This window comes from Micromonospora sp. NBC_00860 (genome assembly GCF_045207375.1).
In the GTDB taxonomy this organism is placed as follows: domain Bacteria; phylum Actinomycetota; class Actinomycetes; order Mycobacteriales; family Micromonosporaceae; genus Micromonospora; species Micromonospora vinacea.
This window is the reverse complement of record NZ_CP108825.1, coordinates 4,860,292-4,878,000: the sequence shown is the minus strand read 5'-3', so window position 1 is coordinate 4,878,000 and position 17,709 is coordinate 4,860,292. Positions and strand designations below refer to the sequence as shown.

The window sequence follows — 17,709 nt, the reverse complement described above, 5'->3', positions numbered from 1 at the left end:
GCACAGCTTCGGCCGAGCCGATTGTCATCGGTTCTGGAATCCGAGCTCACTGACCTGGCTTCAAGGCGTGAGCTAAACCCCCGCACGACCAGCGCAGCCCTGGCAGTGACTGGCCGACCAACGCTGACTCGGAGATGCCATGTTCCCCGGCACAGGCGGTGGTCATCCCCAGGATGATCCAAGCCATGCCGTGACGACACGGCTCAACCCCAGCGAGGTGCTGGCCCAGCGGAACGTCGACCCGGCTGTGGTACCCGCCGACGCGGCGTCCGGGCCGCACTCGTCGGGCCGCCATCGAGGCCCGAGCGTCATCACGCAGCTGACCTCGGCCGGGCGGGCGCTCGTCGAGGGCCTGCGATCCGATCCGGATCAACGCATCGTCGCCGTGCTGGCAGTGCTCGTGGCGTCACTCGGTCTGGCGCCGATTGCCCTCGCCCCGTCCGAGGTGGTGATCTACAGCGGCGTCGCCACCGGCACGCCGATGCTGTACACGTACACGATCGCCATCGTGGCTGCCGTGGTCGTGATCGGGATCCAGACGCGGCGCCAACTGGCCCGTGCCTTCTTCCCGTGGGTGCCGTTCCTCGGCTGGATGCTCCTGTTCGCCGTGCTCGCCTGGGACTCGTCCCTGCGCACCGTGAGCGGCCTGGTGCACTTCAGCCTGGTGACGATCGTGTTCGCCATCGGGGCCACCGCCGAACGAGCCGACCGGCGGAACTCCTTCCTGCTCTGGGCCTTCGCGGCGGTGGCGTGGTTGCAGCTCTTCGCGATCATGATGGCGGTCATCGGCTTTCCGCTGCGCCGCATCGCCGGCCAACAGGCGCTCGACGTGCTCGGCCGCGCCACCGGCCTGACCAGCCATCCGGGCGAGCTGGCGAAGCTGCTGTTCTTCTGCGGGATGTGCGCGTTGACCCTGCCGCAGAAGACGGTGCGGCAACGCTGGGTGGCCTGGACCACGCTCGGCGCCGTCTTCCTCGGCGTCTCCCTCACCCAGAGCCGCTCGGTCCTCGCCGCAGTCGTCTCCATGATCCTCATCCTGGTGGTGCTCGAGTTCGTGACTGGGCGCTGGCAGAAGAAGTACTTCGTCGTCCTCGGGATCACCGGCCTGCTCGGCCTGGTGTCGGTGCCGTGGCTGATCGAGCGGTTCACGGCCGACCCCGAGGGTGGCGACCGTGGGCACCTGCTCCAGGTCGCCTTCGACGTGATCCGGGAGCACCCGTGGGCCGGGGTGGGCCCCAACAGCTACGTCGCCATCGCCGGCGCCTCCGATCCCCTCACCGCCAGCGGCGTGCCCGTGCACAACGTGCTGTTGCTCAGCGCGGCGGAGCTGGGCATCATCGGCGCACTGCTGCTCTGGCTGCCGTTCGCGATGGCCGCGACGACAGCGATCCACTCCGTGTTCCGGGTGCGGACCGCCGAACTGGCGCCCCGGGTTCTGGTCAGCGCGTTGCCGGGTCTCGTCCTGATCGGCATGACGGGATGGGGACTGATGCAGGGACCGTACTTCCTGATGTTCGCGCTGATCGCCGGCTACTTCTACGCTCGGTCGCGATACGTACGGGTGGCGAGTGGCTATGGTCGCGACTGAGGTCACCACGCCGGAGCGACGGCGACCGTCCCTGACCATCGTGTCGGGGCTGCTGGGCATCTCCACCCTGGCGACCCGGTCCACCACCCTGGTGGTGATGGCGTTCCTGACCAGGGGCGCCGGCACCGAGGCGGTCGGCTTCTACGGTCTCGCCACGCTCATCGCGTCGTTCACCGCCGCTGCCCTCTCCCTCGGCCTGCCGACCTACCTGACCAGGGAAGCCGCCGCGGGAACGGTGTCACCGCCGGTGGTCGCGCGGATCCACTGTGGGCGCTTCGCCGCGCTGATGGTGGCCGCCGCCGTCGCATACCCCCTGATCGGCGCGGTGCTTCCCCCGGAAGCGCAGTTCGCCTTCTTCCTGATCTTCGTGGCCAGCCTGCTGGAGCAGTGGAACGAGACGGCGTGGGTCCTCATCCGAGGCACTCCCTCGGCCTGGGCCGAGCCGCTCACGAACGTGTCCGCCGGTCTCCTGCTGGTCGGCGCCTGCGCGGTCGACGTGTGGCTGCTGGACGGGCTCACCCTGGGCGACGCCGCCGTCTACATGTCGATCGCGGCCGTCCTCCGGTCCGCTGCCGCGTTCCTCATCGTGCGCATCCTGCCGGCGCTGCGAGACTCCCGGGGTATCCGCGCGGTCCAGCACGTCCGGCAGGCCCTGCCGTACTTCGCCGCCGACCTCTTCGGTCTCTTCTACTTCCGCGGCGACGTGTTCGTCCTCGCGTTCTTCGTGGCCGCCGCGGAAGTCGGCGAATACGTGTCGGCGGCGGCGATCGTCGGACCGGTGGTCCAGGTCGCGGCGTCCATGGGCGTCGGGGCGCTCGCCTACGCCGCGCCGCGCCGCGCGTCCGGGGCCGCCCAGTCGAACGATCCGCTCACGATCTTCCGGTTCTTCGGGCTCGCGGGCCAGGCCGCCGCCGGCGTCATGTTCATCGGAATCCCGATCGGCACCGCTGTGCTGTTCGGTGACCACGCCGGCAACATTCCGACGCTGGCCATGGTGCTGACCTTCTTCCTCGTTCTCCGATTCGGCAACTTCGGCCTGTCCGCCATTCTGCTCTCCCAGGGCCGCGCCTCCAGCCGGCTGATCGTGCTGGCGTTGAGCATCTGCGGCAGCGTCGGGCTGAATGTCGCACTCGACGGAACGTACGGCGCCTTCGGGTCCGCTACGGCGATGGTGCTGAACGAGCTGGTCGTGGCAGGGTCACTGCTCTGGTTCCTGCGGATAAAGGAACTGGTACGTCCGGTCGTGATCTCGGTCGTGGTCGTGGCGGCGGCGGTCGGCGCGCTCGCCGTACTGCTGGCCGTCCTGGAACCCGCCCTGGCGTCCTTCATCCTGGGCGGCGTCATTCTCGTTCTGGCTACCGCCAAATTGTTGGCTCAACGGAGGGCCGCAGGTCACCTGCAGGCCGCGACGACGGAGGACATGTGAGGGTCGGAATAGTCGGGTGGTTCGGATCGGACAATCTCGGAGACGAGATCCTCCTCCACTCGCTCATTACCTGCGTCCGCGCGGTCAAGGAGAACGCGACGTTCGTGGTCTTCTGCCCCAACCCGGACCGGGTCGCCGAACTGCACGGCGTGGACACGGAGAACATGCCCGTGCTGCGGGCTCGTGGCGCCTCCGAGCGTCAGGTCGCGGTCCAACGGTCGATCAAGTCGTGTGACCTGCTGCTCCTCGGCCCCGGAACGGTCTTCCAGGAGCGTTCGCCCAACCTGTCCTGGCCCGGCACCCTGCCGATGTTCGCCCGGATCATCGCGATGGCCAAGATTGCCGGGACGCCCGTCGCCACTGTCGGCGTCGGCGTCCGCGAGGGCGGAACGCCGTTCGGTCGCCAGTTGCTCCGGGTCATCGGCGCCGCGTGCGTCGGCGTCGGAGTGCGCGACGAGCGGACCGCGTCGCACTTCGGCTCCAGCGCCGAGGTCATCGGCGACATGGCGTACACCCTGCCGCTGCCCGACCTGGAGCGGGTCGGCCCCGGTCGGCGCTTCGCGCTGTCGATGCGGCCGCTCGCACCCGAGTTGGAGGGCCCGCTGCTGGCGGCGACCTCCGGGTGTGCCGCCCGGCTGCGGCAGGAGGGATGGTCGGGCACCTTCCTTCCGATGGCCTTCGGCCGGGGAGCGCACGGCGAGGACGACCGGGTCATCTACGAGCGGGCCTTCCGTGACCTGCTGGCCCTGGACCCGACCCCGTTGGACGGCAGTCAGCCGCTCGCCGGGGCGCTCCGTACCTGGTTGCAGGCGCTCTCGACGAATCAGCTCGTCCTCGGCACCCGCCTGCACGCGGCCCTCCTGGCCGTGGCGATCGGCGTTCCCACCGTGGCCATCGCCTACGAACGGAAGGTCCAGGACGCCTTCGTCGATCTGGGGCTCAGCGAGTACGTGGTGCCGCCGGACGTCGACGCCGACACCCTCTACCGGAAGGCCACCCAGGCCGCGGCGGCGACCGAGGAGTTCCGGCAGGCCGCCGGCCGGGTCGCCGCCCAGGGCCGCGTCGCGCAGGGATTCGTCACGACGCTGTTGAAGCGGCTGGACTGATGCGCGTCCTGCTGCTCACCCCATTCGCGCCCAACGGCCAGCACAACCATGCCGCGGCCGACACGATCGTGCAGCTCACGCCGCGGCTGGCCGAGCAGGTCGACCTCTTCGTGTACTCACCGGGAACCACCGCGGCGTCCGAGCGGGACGACCTGAAGTACACGTTGCTGCCGTCCAACGTCGTCGCGCGCCCGAGCCACCTGGACCGTCTCCGGGTCGAACCAGCCTGGCTGCGCCAGGCGTGGCCACGGGAGGCGACCCAGGAGGCTGCCGAGCTGATCCGCCGGATCCAGCCCGACGTGGTGCACGCGGAGTACCTGCAGTCCGCCGAGGTCGTCGGGCTCAGCCGGGCCTCGGCGCTGGGCCTGCACGACATCACCGAGAAGGTCATGCTGGAGTCGTACCGGGCGTCGTCCGGCCTGGAACGGCCGTACCGCCTCGCCGAGCTGGTGCGCACGCGCCGGTTCGAGCGGGCGGCGATCCGGCAGGCGGCGGCCGTCATCACCCTGTCCGACGCCGACTTCGCGGTGGCCAGGGAGTACAACCCCAACACCGTCCTCGCCCGGCCGGGCATCCACGTGGGGGAGCGGTCCTGGTCGCCGCCGCCGGTGACCGGCCGACCGCGGCTGGTGTTCGCCGGGGCGATGTGGCGGCGGGCGAACGTCCTCGTCGCCGAGCTTCTCGCCCGCGAGGTGATGCCGATCGTGTGGCAGAGCCTGCCGGACGCCGAGCTCAGGATCGTCGGAGCGGATCCCACCCCCGACGTGGTCGGTCTCGGCGAGAACGACAGCCGGGTGGTGGTGACCGGTGCGGTGCCCGACTTCCAGTCGGAGATGCTCGGCGCCCACGCCGTTGTCGTGCCGTCGATCGTGGGTGGCGGCGTGCTGATGAAGGTGGCACACGCCATGGCCCTCGGCTGTCCCGTCATCACGTCCAGCGGCCCGGCCGAATCGGTCCGGGGCGACGACTCGATGCTGTTCGTCGCGTCCACGGCGGACGAGATCGCGGCGGCCGTCCGGACCGCCGTCGAATCACCGGAGGACGCCGCCCAGCGCGGTCGGCGTGCCCGCGCACACATCGAGCGGACGTTCCGGTGGGACGACACGGTCCGCTCGTACCTCGACGCCTACGCGATTGCGGGTCGACAGTGAAGATCGCAGCCATCATCGTCTCCTACAACTCGGCCAAGGAGCTTCCCCTCAGCCTGGGCTGCCTGGGTGCCCTGCCGATCGACCACGTGGTGGTCGTGGACAACTCCTCCACCGACGACAGCGTCGAGGTCGCGAAGTCCTTCGGCTACCAGGTCATCTCGCTGCCGAACGTCGGATTCGGCAAGGCCATCAACGCCGCGGCGGAGACCGTTCCCGACGCTGACGCCTACTTCCTGCTCAACCCCGACTGCCACATCACCGCCGAGTCCTTCGCGCACCTCGCCGAGGCGCTGCGGGCCGACCCGAAGCGGGGGGTGGTCGCACCGCTGATGCGTTACCCCGACGGGCGCTTCGGGATCTCGGCCGGGCCGGCGCCGAGCATGGCGAAGGAGTGGCTGGCCGCCCTCCGGGTCGACGACCTCGTGCCCAGCGGTCTGAAGCGGTCGCTGGCGAGGGTGGGGCCGTTGCGCAAGAAGATCAAGATGCTCGAGTACCTCGACGTCGAGCCGACCGGTCAGGTGCGCGAAGCCGCGTGGGTGTCGGGCTTCTGCATGCTCGTCCGAGGCGATGCCTTCCGGGCCATCGGCGGTTTCGACAGAGACTTCTTCCTCTACTTCGAGGACGTCGACCTCTGCACCCGGCTCTCCGCCGCCGGCTGGGGTGTCGTGTCGGTCGGGACGAGCGTCGCCGAGCACAAGGAGAGCACCAGCACCGCTGCGGTCGGCAAGAACAACCTGTACCGGGCCGGCATGCAGGTCTATTTCGCGAAGCACGGCACGCGAGCCCAGCGACTCCTCGCGTCCGCCCTAAGGAGGCTGCCGATTTGAAGATTTTGTTCGTAGCGCCCTGGATCCCGGCATCGGTTCGTCCACGAAGCCTGGTGATCCTGGAGATGCTCGCCGCCGAGCACGATGTCCGCTTCCTCGCGCTGACGCACGATGACAAGGAGGTGCAGCTGGCCGAGCAACTGCCGGTCAAGGATCGGACGCTCGTCGCCAACCCGTTCGCGGGTTCCATGCTGCGCTCCGCACGTGCGCTCGGTACCGGTGTCTCCCTGCAGACGGGGTACGCGAGCCCGAAGGCGCTCACCGACGCCCTGCGGCAGCAGTTGGACGAGTTCCAGCCGGACGTGGTGCACCTCAACGTCTTCCGCACCGTCCACCTGGTCGAGGCCTGCGGTGACACGCCGGTCATCGTCGACCTGGACGAGTTCCGCAGCGAGTACTACGAGCAGTTGGCCTCCCACGGGCCCAACCTCGCCTGGCGGGCGTTGGGCCGGGTCGAAGGGAGCCGGATGCGGGCGCGGGAGGACGAGCTGGTCCGCAAGGGGGTGCCGCTGATGCTCTCGGCGCCGTCCCTGCCCGGCCAGGAGCGGCCCAACACCTACCTGGTCCGCAGCCCCTGCGACTTCTCCGTGCAGCGGAAGCAGGGCCCGATCGCACCGACAGTCCTGTTCGTTGGTCGGCTCAGCTACGAGGCGAACGTCAACGGCCTCATGTGGTTCGTGCGCGAGTGCTGGCAGGGTATTCGCGACGCGGTCCCGGACGCCCGGCTGCGGATCGTCGGCACGGACCCGCCGAAGGCGGTCCAGGCGCTGGTCGGGAACGGCATCGAGCTGCACGCCAACGCGCCAGCTGTCGAGCCCTACTACTCGGACGCTGCGGTCGCCATCGCGCCGATCTTCCGGGGTACCGGGGTGCAGCTGAAGCTCATCCAGGCGATGTCCGCCGGGGTGCCGAGCGTGACGACCAGCATGGTGGCCGACCGCGCCGGTGTGCAGGACGGCGTGCACGTCAGCGTCGCCGACGACAGCGCCGGTTGGATCGCGAAGGTCGCGGCGCTGTTGTCCTCGCCGGAGACCGCCGAGCGGATGGCCGTCAACGGGCGGGAGTGGGTCGTGGCGCACCACAGTTCGGCGGCGGTCCGCCAGCAGCTCCAGGCGGCCTACGCCTCGCTCCCCAGGCGATCAGGGGTGGATGCCGGACCCGGCCGCTGAGCCGAGCCAGGGAATGCAGAAGGGGCCGCCGAGACGGATGTCTCGGCGGCCCCTTCCGGGTCTGTCGCGTCAGGACGCGACGGTCAGGCGCTGGTGCTTAGCCCACGGTCTGAACGACGTGGGTGAAGTCCGTCGCCGTGGTCCACGCCCCAGACTCGGGGTCGAAGCTGGCGATCAGCGGCGAGGTGGTGCTCGGTGCCACCACGAAGTTGTAACTGGTCTGCGACTGCAGCCCCATGGTGCCATCGCCCCAGTGATAGAGCCAGAACGACTGCGGCGTGCCGAGCGTGGTGGAGTTGGCGATCAACGCGGTCGGGTTGCCGCTGCCGTTGACGGCGCTGGTGACGTAGCGCCAGTTGACGTGGGCCCGCAGCGCGACGGCGTCATCTCCGAGGTCGAGCATGTCGAACTTCTGCGGGTTGCCGACCGTCGTGCCGTTGGCGATCACCGGCGACGTGGCGCCCGGCGCGGTCACCAGCCGGCTGTTCTTGACCGAGTTCAGGACGACGACAGCCGCCGGCGACGCCCACATGAACTTCTCCGCTCCACCGATCGTGGTGGCGCTGGCGACGAGCGGCTGGGTGCCGCCCGACGGTGCGGTGACGTACTTGCCGTTGATCTTGGCGATCAGGGTGGTCGTGCCGTCGCCGTTCATCACCACCTGGAACCGCTCCGCGTCGGTGATGGTGCTGGCGTTGGCGATCAGCGAGCCAGCACCGCCGGAGGTGGCGCTGACGTACTTACCGTTTACCCACGACCCGAAGGCGATGTAGCCGGTCCCGGCGCTCACGATGGTGAACTTCTCCGTGTCGCCGATCTGAGCCGGGGGCTGGCTGGCGATCAGCGGCTGGTTGCCGCCCGACCCCACCGAGACGGTCTTACCGTTGGTCAGCGACCGCAGGCCGGTGACCTGCGGCACCGCGGTGGTGCCGATGCGCAGCATCACGTCGCTCGTACCGGTGTACGCCGTGTTGCGGACCACCCGGCGGGTGCCGCCGTAGACGAGGTTGTTACGCACCTGAAGGGGCGTCCAGGTCGGGTTCGCGGACAGCGCGAGCGCGGCAGCGCCCGCGACGTGCGGGCTCGCCATCGAGGTGCCGCTGTACTTGTCGATCGCCGTGTCGCTGCTGGCCACCGACGACGGGATGTTGTGGCCCGGCGCGTGGATGTCCACGCACTGGCCGTGGTTGGAGAAGAACGCCCGGAAGTCGACCTCGTCGGTCGCTCCCACAGTGATCGCCGAGGCCGCCCGGGCGGGTGACTGGAGGCAGGCGTCCTCGTTGTCGTTGCCAGCGGCGACGGAGTACGACACGCCGGAGGCGATGGAGGCCTCCACCGCGGCGTCGATCGTGGCGTTGGCGGCGCCGCCGAGGCTCATGTTGGCGACGGCCGGCTTCACCGCGTTGGCGGTGACCCAGTCGATGCCGGCCAGCACACCGGCGTAGCTGCCGTTGCCCTCGCAGTCGAGCACCCGCACGCCAACCAGCTTGACGGCCTTGGCCACACCGTAGTTGGTGCCGCCGATGGTGCCGGCGACGTGCGTGCCGTGCCCGTTGCAGTCGTTCGCGACCGTGTCGTTGTCGACGAAGTCGTACCCGTTGCTGGCCCGCCCACCGAACTCCTGGTGGCTGATGCGGATGCCGGTGTCGATGACGTAGGCGTGCACGTTGCTCGCCGTGTTCGGGTAGGTGTAGCGCTTGTTCAACGGCGCGAAGATCTGGTCCAGGCGGTCCAGGCCCCACGACGGCGTGTTGAGCTGGGTGTCGCTCTTCGACATCTTGCGGTTCTGCTCCACGTACGCGACCGAGGAGCTGGCGGCCAGCTTCTTGGCCTGCGCCTCGTTCATCCGGGCGGCGAAGCCCCGGATCGTTCGGCTGTACGTGTGGGAGACGGCGCCGCCGTACTGCCTGGTGAGAGCCTTGGCGCTGGCGCCGACTTCGGCCGGGTTGGCCTTGGTGTCCTTCAGGACCACGATGTAACTGTCCTTGATGGCACCCTTGTCGGCGGACTTGAGGGCCCGCGGCAGCTTCTGCCCGTCCGACGGCGCGGCGTACGCGGCACCGCCACTGGAGATCGTTGCGGCTGCGACTACGGCGAGGGCGAGCCCTGCCGTGACCGAGCGACCAGCTCGGCGAAGTTGGAACACGTGAGACTCCCCGTGGGGTCAGCGTCCAGAACGGACGCACTTGAAGGTCCCCGCCTTTCGGCAGAGACGCAGCCCATCTTCGTTGACCCGTGCCATCGATGGCTCAGCCGTTCGGACTGATTGATGGTGAACGCATCGGCGGGCTGATGCTCGGGATCGATTCCCATTCACTTCTGCGGAGCGGGGCAGCGCGAAGCGCCCTCAACTGCGTAAAGTGCGACAGTACTTTCGCACCGGTTCATCCGCCGGTCCGCGCGATGTCGACGTTCGCTGACGAACCGCGAGACGTCGGCTCCTGAGCAAGGAGATTCGGGACACTCATGTCACGGAAATGGATTCCGGTGCTGGTCGCGTCGACGCTGGCGGTCAACCTGCTCGGCACCCCGCCGGCGGCGGGCGCGGCGACCTCCCCCGACGGTGGTGGTCGGGCCATCGCCGGCGGCACTCCGGCAGTCCGGCAGAGCGCGGTGTCCGCGCTGGCCAGCCCGCCTGCCGGCTACACGATCCAGGGCATCGACGTGTCCAGCCACGACCACAACCTCGGGCCGATCAACTGGGCCGGGGTGGTGGCCGAGGGGAACAAGTTCGTCTACATCAAGGCCACCGAGGGAAACGACTACCTCAATCCGTTCTTCAACGGTGACTACACAGCGGCGAAGGCGGCGGGTCTCTTCGTCGGCGCCTACCACTTCGCCCGCCCGGACGGGCGCGACCCGGTGGGTGAGGCCAACTACTTCATCGACAACATGCGGTGGGCGAAGGACTCCCGCACGCTGGTGCCGATGCTCGACTTCGAGTGGCCGTACTGGGCCGGCGCCCCGACCTGCTACGGGCTGACCCCGGCGGAGTTGACCAACTGGGTGCGGGTGTTCACCGACCAGGTCAAGGCCCGTATCGGTCGACCGATGATGATCTACACGAACACCAACTTCTGGAACCCGTGCACCAACAGCGACGCCACCTTCGGCGGTCTGCTCTTGGACATCGCCGGCTACACCACGACCCGGCCTCCGCTGCCCGCCGGCTGGGCCACCGAGACCATCTGGCAGTACGCGCCGGGCGATCCGTCCCAGCCCGGCAACTACAGCAAGAACGTCTTCAATGGCGACTACGCGGGCCTGATCCGGCTCACCAGCCCCGAGGTCAGCATCGCGCCTCCCGGCCCACGGATGCCCCGCCGGCCGATCGCGTCGAAGCTCCGTTGATCGGCGCGACAACGGTCCGGAACGTCGCCACCAATTCATTACCCCGACACTTTGCCGTCGGGCAATTGCGAGCCTGCGCCGGCGGGTCCGACCAGCCTGTCCGCTAGTCTCCACGCAACATCAGGGGTAGGAGAATTGGTGCGCGCCGGAAAGAGCGAGGTGGCTCCCTTCAGCATCGGTTTTGCCGTGATGCTGGTGGTTGCCGGTTATTCGTTGACAAGTGTTCCGCTCGACTGGGACGAGGGCGCGACGCTTTCCGCGGCGACCCGGTCGTTCGGCGAGCTGCTGGAGCTGGCCAGCTACAAGGACGCAGTCATCACGCCCTTCTACCTGGTGCTCCACGTGCTGGTCACGGTCTTCGGCGAGTCCGATGTGGTCCTGCGCCTGCCCTCGCTCCTGGCGATGGCGCTCGGCGCCGGCGTGACCGCCGAGATCGGTCGGCGGGTGGCCGGGCCGGCCGCCGGAATCCTGGCCGGCATCATCTGCTCGGCGATACCCAGCCTGGTGTTCTTCGCCCACACGGCCCGGCCGTACGCGTTCGCCTTCCTCTTCGCGACGCTCTCGTCCCTGCTGCTGCTCACGACCGTGGCGTCACCCTCCTGGTGGCGGTGGGCGGGGTACGGGCTCTGTCTGGCGCTCACCGGGGTCTTCCACCTGGTCGCGCTCTCCGTGCTGGCCGCGCATGTGGTGATCCTGGCGCTGGCCTGGTGGCCCGAGCGGGATCGCCGGTTGTGGCGGGCGGTTCCGGCGATAGCCGCCGCTCTGGTGGTGGTGTCACCGCTCATCTGGCTGGGCCGCAGCCAGCGGTACTCCCAGCTGCACTGGGTGCAGACACCGACCTGGAAGACGGTCGGCGCGCTGCCGGGCGACGTCGCCTTCAGTCCGGTGGTGGGTTACCTGCTGGTGCTGCTCGCCGCCGCTGCCTACTTCGCCGTGCCGACCCGCCGGTACGTCGAGCTGGTCGTCCTCAGCACGGTGCCGGTCGTGGTGGTCATCGGGGCTTCGCTGATCGCACCGGTGTGGGTGCCGCGGTACGGCATCTTCCTGCTCGCGCCGGTTGCGGTGCTGGCAGCCGCGACCGTCACCACCTCGCGCCTGCGTGCGGTGGCCGTGCTGCCGTGGGTCGTCCGCGCGGTGGCGGTCGTGGCAGCGCTGGTGCTCCTCTCCCTGCCGGTGCAGAAGTCGGTGCGGCAGACGCACGACGCGCCGGACACCCGCGGCATGGCCGCCGCCATCCACGACAACGTGGCCAGCGGTGATGTCGTCGTCTACACCGACTTCGCCTGGTCGATGCGGCCGACGCTCACCCACTACCTGAGCCAGCTGGACTGGGCGCCGGCGGTCCAGCCGCCGGACATCCTGATGAAGCAGACGGCGGCCAGCAACGGGACGCTGGAGGCGACCGAGTTCATCGACATTCAGGGCAGGCTGGCCAAGGCCGACCGCATCTGGCTCATCGGTCCGGCCGCAGGTATCTACGGGGCGTCGGAGGACCCCCTTGCCGCCCCCGGTTGGAAGATCAAGTACATCCGGCAGCACTACGAGGTGCGGCAGACCTACACGTTCGAGACCGGTCGAGCGGTGCTGCTCGCGGCGCGCGGCGGGTCGACCGTCACCCAGTAGGGCCGGTCCTCACCCACGCCGGCTCGGGCTCCGCGAGGTATGGGTGGAAATCAGACCCGTGGCTCGACCGTGTCATCGACGTCGCATACATTTGTTGCCATGGCCGACGATCTCGCGTTGCTACTGCGCCGCGCCGGTTTCGGCCCCACCGCCGCTGAGTTGGCCGCGGCGAAGAAGGCAGGGTACGAAGCGACACTCGCCGCGCTCACGGCGCCGACAGCGCCGGACGTGGGAGCCTCGCTGGCCCCCGTGCCCGTTCTGGGCCCGGATCCCTTCTTCAGGCTGTCGAACCCGACCGCCGCGCAGCGCGCCAAGGCGAGCGAGGAGCGTTGGGAGCAGACGCAGCGGATCACCCAGTGGTGGCTGGACCGCCTCACGGTGGCCGATCACCAGACCCGCGAGAAGCTGTGGTTCTTCTGGCACGGACACTGGGCCACCTCGGTGCGGAAGGTGATGCGGCCACAACTGATGCTGTTGCAGCACCGGAATCTGCGCAGCTCGCTCGACTTCGCCGTGATGGCGCACAAGATGATCACGGACCCGGCCCTCGTCTTCTGGCTCGACGGCGAATCCAACACACGGACCGCCCCCAACGAGAACCTCGGCCGCGAGTTGATGGAACTCTTCATGCTCGGCATCGGCCGGTACTCCGAACGGGACGTGAAGGCCGCGGGTCGTGCGCTGACCGGCTGGCGGATCGATTACGACGGCGCCCGCACTTACTTCAGCCCCGCCTGGCACGACAACGGGGCGAAGACGATTCTCGGCGAGACGAAGAACTTCAACGCCCACTCGCTCGTCGACTTCCTGCTCAAGCAGGACCGGTGCGCCGCCTACATCGCCGAGCGGCTCTGGTTCCGCTACGCCTCGTCGAGCGACCCGATTCCGAAGTCCACCCGGGACGCCATGGTGGCCGTCTTTCCCAACTCGATGTCGATGCTGCGGAAACTCTTCGAGGATGAGGCGTTCCGCGCCACCGCCGGCAAGCTGGTGAAGCAGCCGACCGAGTGGTTCGTCGGCGCGATGCGGCATCTGGGGCTGCGGCCAGGGGAACTGTCCGACGAGATGTCGACATACGTCCTCAATGGTCTCGAGCGGTTGGGCCAGTTGCCGTTCGCGCCTCCCAGCGTCGAGGGTTGGCCGGCCGGCGCGGAGTGGCTGACCGTGGGAGCGGCGCAGGCCCGCCTGAACTTCGCAGGTCGGATCGCCCAGTTGGTGCCGGCCCAACGGCTGACCCCGGAGGACGTGGCGCACGTGCTCACCATCGAGACCTGGACCAACAGGACGTACTCGGTCCTGAAGGCCACCACCGACCCGCAGCGGCTGTTGACCCTCGGGTTGGCGAGCCCGGAATACCTGGTGACGTGACATGGATGCAGTGACCCGGCGCAGATTCCTGCTGGCCTCGGGGGTTGCCGGCGGCAGCGCCCTGGTCGCCGGTGCGGCGAAATTGAGCCTGGGAGGTCTGCTGCGGACCGCCAGTGAGGCGTCCGCCAGCGAAGACCACCGAAAAACGTCCAAGCTGGTCATCGTCACGCTCTACGGCGGCAACGACGGCCTCAACACGGTCGTCCCGTACGCAAGCCCGGCCTACTACGCGGCCCGCCCCGAGCTGGCCTACGAGCCGGAGCGGGTGCTTCGTCTCGACGACGCGCTGGGGCTGAACCCGATGCTCAAGGGCTTGAGTTCGCTGTGGGGTGAGCAGCGGTTGGCGGTCGTCCTCGGAGCGGGCTACCCGAAACCGGATCGCAGTCACTTCCGCTCCATGGACATCTGGCAGAGCGCGTCGCCCAGCGGTCCGACCAGTTCGGGGTGGGTGGGCCGATGGTTGGACGGCACCAAGGCCGCGCCCGAGGCCGCGGTCAGCTTCGAGCCCATGCTTCCGCCCCTCCTCGCCGGTGAGACCCGTACGGGGGCCTGCGTGAGCGTCGGCGGGCTCAAGCTGCCGCCCGGAGTGACAGCGGACATGGTCGGGGCGCTGGGGCACCGGGAGCCGAACGAGTCGGAGCTGCAGGCGCGGGCCGCGGACGCCTACGCCAACCTCATCAACATCGACAAGCTCATCCAACATGCCGAGGCCGTCAGCGCTCCGCCGGAGGCCACCGTCCAACCCGACAGCCCCGCGACGAGTACGGGTGGGTCGAACGTCCTCTCCGCGCAGCTGTCGCGGGTGGCGCAGTGTGTCGAGGCCGGGGTCCCCACCCGGGTGTACTCGGTGAGCCTCGGTGGGTTCGACACGCACGCCTCGGAGCGGGTCGGGCACGAGTTCCTGCTGCGTCAACTCGACCAGGCGCTGGCCAGCTTCGCTCGTCGGCTGTCGGGCACCGAGGCCGGTCGACAGGTCACCACTGTCGTCTACAGCGAGTTCGGCCGGCGGGTCCGGGCGAATGCCTCTGACGGCACCGACCACGGAACCGCCGGCCCTGTTCTCGTGCTGGGTTCCCAGGTCGCCGGCGGGCTGTACGGGGAGCAGCCGAGCCTGACCGACCTGGACGACGGTGACCTCAAGGCGACGACGGACTTCCGGGACGTCATCGGCACCCTGCTGGCCTCGGTGTTGCAGGCCGATCCGGCGCGTTACGTCGGCGGCGGATACCAGCCGACGATGCTGCCGTTCCTCGTCCGCGACTGACTGTCACGACCGGGCCGGCCGTTGGTGGCCGTCAGCGGCCACCACCGCGGAACACCTCAGCGACAGTCCGGAGCACCACCTTGACGTCGAGCCAGAGCGACCAGTTCTCGATGTAGTAGTTGTCGAACCTCGCCCGGTCGGAGATCGGGGTGTCGCCGCGGAGGCCACTGACCTGCGCGAGCCCGGTGAGGCCGACGGGCACCCGGTGCCGCATCGCGTAGTTCGGGTACTCGGCGGAGAACTTCTCCACGAAGTGCGGCCGCTCCGGTCGGGGCCCGACCACGCTCATCTCACCGCGCACGATGTTCCACAGCTGCGGCAGCTCGTCCAGGGACGTACGGCGCATGAACCGCCCGATCGGGCCGACCCGCCGGTCGTGCGCGATGGACCAGTTGGTCTGCGACTCCTGCTCGTCCACCGGGCGCATCGACCGGAACTTGATGACGTTGAACGGCTTGCCGTACCGGCCGATCCGCTCCTGGTAGAAGAAGATGCCGCGACCGCCGTCGATGAACGTGGCGATGGCGCAGAGCAGCAGCACCGGGCTCAGAAGGATGAGCGCCAGCGTGGCGACGAGGACGTCGGAGGCCCGCTTGATGGCCCAGCGCGGCCCGGACAGGGTCGTGTCGCCGATCTTGGCGATCGGGATGGCACCGATGTGGTCGGGGTATCCGGCCTGGGACCGGGACCCCCACAGCCGCGGCACCACCCAGAGGTCGCAGCGCGAGGTGTTGGGCTGGAGCAGTGTCGCGATCAGGGTGGACTCCGTGCAGTCCGGGTCGGCGATGACCAGGACGTCGCAGTTCAGCAGCCGAACCAGTTGTTCGACGTTGTCGAGGGTGCCGAGCAGCGGGACCGCGCCGGAGTCCTGACGGGACGCCGCGTCGACGCAACCGACGAAGCGCAGACCGTACTGGGGGTAGCGCCGCAGCAGTCGGGCCAGCTCCACGCCGATCGGACCGCTGCCGATGATGATGGCGTTGTGCTCCACCCACCGCCGCCGACGCGCGACGATGGTGAACTTCCGGCTGAGCGCACGACCAGCGATCACCAACGCCGCGGAGAGCGCGACCCCACGCATGAAGCTGGTCACGTACTCCACCGAGGCGTGCCGTTCGGCCGCGATGATGGCCACCACCGCGGCCGAAGCCAGCAGTCGCCCGCAGAGGATCGGCAGTTCGTCGAGGATGCTGACGTGCCGGCGGGCCCGGTAGAGCCCGCCCGCCGCGAAGATCGCCACCGTGAGCGCGGCGTTTGCCAGCGTCCCGCGCCAGTAGTTCTGGGTCAGCAGCAGCGGAGTCAGCAGCGCCACGACATCGACGGGAGCCGTCATCATCCAGGCGCGCAGGAAACGAGTGCCGGTCGAGGCCCTGGAGCTGGCGTAGGGCAGCACCGCTGTCGTGTCGAGACCGGGGACCATCGCCGCCTTGACCGCCGGGTCGGGTCGCTCGACGCGGGGCATGGCGGCGACTGTTGGCGCGTCGTTCGCCGGCTCGTCCCCTGCTGCCGCCCGTTGTGGAGTCGCGTGTAGTGGCGCCGCCTGTTGCTGCGGCACCACAGGTTGCTGCGCGGCCCCCTCAGGCGTGCTCGAATAACTGACCGCCGAATGGCGTGACATGATCGATTCCTCCCCCGTGACTACCCTCGGCCTTACATGTCGCGCCTTCGGGCGATCGCAGGATATGAGCCGCTCAGCTGCGCCGCCAGAGCCGGATGGACAGTTGGATGCCCTACTTCCCGGCGGCCAGAATCTCCGGTACCGCGTCGCGTCGGACCGCGCCGTAGAACGACTTGGCCTTCTCGGTGTTGGCGAAGACGACGCTCTCGCTGCCGACCCGACCGGTGCCCTTCGTCGGGCTGGTCAGGAAGGTCATGTTGCCGCCGCGCAGGTTGCGCAGGTCGGTCGCCATGTCCAGCAGGGACATCTTCTCGTCGACCGCGACCGCGCTGGACGAGGCCTTGACGAACGAGTTGAGCCGGCTCGGGTTGGTGAGGATGCCGCCGGACGCCGCCTTGTCCATGATTGCCCTGATGACCTGCTGCTGGTGCCGGATCCGGGCGAAGTCGCCGTCGGCAAACTGCTTACGCTGCCGCGAATAGTCCAGCGCGGCCTCGCCGTCCATCCGCTGCATGCCCTGCTTGAAGTTGCGGAACGGCGGGTGGATCGAGGTGAACGACTTCTCCGAGTCGATATCGACGCCACCCAGTGCGTCGATGATCTCGACGAATCCAGCGAAGTCAACGATCATGACGTGATCGATCCGGACGTCGGTGAACTTCTCCACGGTCTGCACCATCAACGGCACACCACCCCAGGCGTAGGCTGCATTGATCTTGGCATCCCGGCCGCCGTTGTTGCCGTCCTTGGAACGCGGCACCGGCACCCACGTGTCGCGGGGGATCGAGACGAGCTGAGCGCTCGATCGGTCCTTCGGGATGTGGGCCAGGATGATGCTGTCGGTACGCGAGCCGGTCGTGCCCTCCGGATCACGGGAATCGCTACCCAGAATCAGCATGTTCAGAGCGCCCTTGGCAGCCGCCTGCGGACGGCCCTCTTCGGGTACGTCAGCGAACGCGTCGACCCGGTCGATCCCGGAATTGATCGAGCGGAAGTAAAGCCCGCCCGCGATGAGACCGCCACCGCCGAGCAGCGCCATCACCAGAAAGGTGATCAGGGCGACCTTCTGCCACCGGGGGCGGCGACGCCGCGATCGGGGCGCCTCAGTCGGCTCAGGCTGCGACTGTGGGTCAAAGAACTCGGTCTGGGGTTCCACGTACTCCTGGCGATACTGCATGCCGCGATGCTACTGATTCTGGGTTACAGGCACGTACCCCC

Annotated in this window: 13 protein-coding genes; 10 read left to right on the top strand and 3 right to left on the bottom strand. The window is 68.8% G+C overall.

Features of this window, described 5'->3' with window-relative positions; genetic code table 11:
• Positions 1 to 190 precede the first annotated feature (190 nt).
• The 6 genes from OH804_RS22310 to OH804_RS22285 are packed head-to-tail and all read left to right on the top strand — an operon-like array spanning position 191 to position 7,267.
• The gene (locus tag OH804_RS22310) at positions 191 to 1,588 is read left to right on the top strand and encodes an O-antigen ligase (RefSeq protein WP_196921346.1); all 1,398 of its coding nucleotides are present in this window, start codon (positions 191 to 193) and stop codon (positions 1,586 to 1,588) included.
• The gene (locus OH804_RS22305; RefSeq protein WP_406059283.1) at positions 1,575 to 3,014 is read left to right on the top strand and encodes a hypothetical protein; all 1,440 of its coding nucleotides are present in this window, start codon (positions 1,575 to 1,577) and stop codon (positions 3,012 to 3,014) included. The genes OH804_RS22310 and OH804_RS22305 overlap by 14 nt, the downstream gene beginning before the upstream one ends.
• The gene (locus tag OH804_RS22300; RefSeq protein ID WP_196921348.1) at positions 3,011 to 4,120 is read left to right on the top strand and encodes a polysaccharide pyruvyl transferase family protein; all 1,110 of its coding nucleotides are present in this window, start codon (positions 3,011 to 3,013) and stop codon (positions 4,118 to 4,120) included. Before OH804_RS22305 ends, OH804_RS22300 begins: the two co-directional genes overlap by 4 nt.
• Positions 4,120 to 5,271 (top strand): glycosyltransferase, encoded by a 1,152-nt coding sequence (locus OH804_RS22295; RefSeq protein ID WP_406059281.1) that lies wholly within the window; start codon positions 4,120 to 4,122, stop codon positions 5,269 to 5,271. The genes OH804_RS22300 and OH804_RS22295 overlap by 1 nt, the downstream gene beginning before the upstream one ends.
• Positions 5,268 to 6,098, top strand: coding sequence for a glycosyltransferase family 2 protein (locus OH804_RS22290; RefSeq protein WP_196921350.1), 831 nt, complete (start codon positions 5,268 to 5,270; stop codon positions 6,096 to 6,098). The genes OH804_RS22295 and OH804_RS22290 overlap by 4 nt, the downstream gene beginning before the upstream one ends.
• Positions 6,099 to 6,151: 53 nt before the next feature.
• A complete protein-coding gene (locus tag OH804_RS22285) occupies positions 6,152 to 7,267 on the top strand; it encodes a glycosyltransferase (RefSeq protein WP_406059279.1) in 1,116 nt (371 codons plus the stop codon).
• Between the two features lie 97 nt (positions 7,268 to 7,364).
• Here OH804_RS22285 and OH804_RS22280 read toward each other — a convergent pair whose 3' ends face one another.
• The gene (locus OH804_RS22280) at positions 7,365 to 9,413 is read right to left on the bottom strand and encodes a S8 family serine peptidase (protein WP_406059277.1); all 2,049 of its coding nucleotides are present in this window, start codon (positions 9,411 to 9,413) and stop codon (positions 7,365 to 7,367) included.
• A gap of 320 nt (positions 9,414 to 9,733) precedes the next feature.
• Between OH804_RS22280 and OH804_RS22275 the strand changes: the two genes are divergently transcribed.
• The 4 genes from OH804_RS22275 (at position 9,734) to OH804_RS22260 (ending at position 14,873) form a co-directional block, all read left to right on the top strand.
• Positions 9,734 to 10,618 carry a GH25 family lysozyme gene (locus OH804_RS22275; RefSeq protein ID WP_406059275.1) on the top strand — a complete coding sequence of 295 codons (885 nt, stop codon included), beginning with the start codon at positions 9,734 to 9,736 and terminating at the stop codon, positions 10,616 to 10,618.
• A 138-nt stretch (positions 10,619 to 10,756) separates the two neighbouring features.
• Positions 10,757 to 12,241, top strand: a complete 1,485-nt coding sequence (locus OH804_RS22270; protein ID WP_406059273.1) for a glycosyltransferase family 39 protein — start codon at positions 10,757 to 10,759, stop codon at positions 12,239 to 12,241.
• A gap of 99 nt (positions 12,242 to 12,340) precedes the next feature.
• Complete coding sequence (locus tag OH804_RS22265) at positions 12,341 to 13,609, top strand: DUF1800 family protein (RefSeq protein ID WP_196921355.1); 1,269 nt, start codon at positions 12,341 to 12,343, stop codon at positions 13,607 to 13,609.
• Between the two features lies 1 nt (position 13,610).
• A complete protein-coding gene (locus tag OH804_RS22260; RefSeq protein ID WP_406059271.1) occupies positions 13,611 to 14,873 on the top strand; it encodes a DUF1501 domain-containing protein in 1,263 nt (420 codons plus the stop codon).
• Positions 14,874 to 14,904: 31 nt separating this feature from the next.
• Here the strand turns inward: OH804_RS22260 and OH804_RS22255 are convergent, their stop codons facing one another.
• A complete protein-coding gene (locus OH804_RS22255) occupies positions 14,905 to 16,335 on the bottom strand; it encodes a sugar transferase (protein ID WP_196921357.1) in 1,431 nt (476 codons plus the stop codon).
• 268 nt (positions 16,336 to 16,603) lie between these two features.
• Positions 16,604 to 17,668: an LCP family protein gene (locus OH804_RS22250; protein ID WP_196921358.1), complete on the bottom strand. Its 1,065-nt coding sequence runs from the start codon at positions 17,666 to 17,668 to the stop codon at positions 16,604 to 16,606.
• Between the last annotated feature and the right edge of the window lie 41 nt (positions 17,669 to 17,709).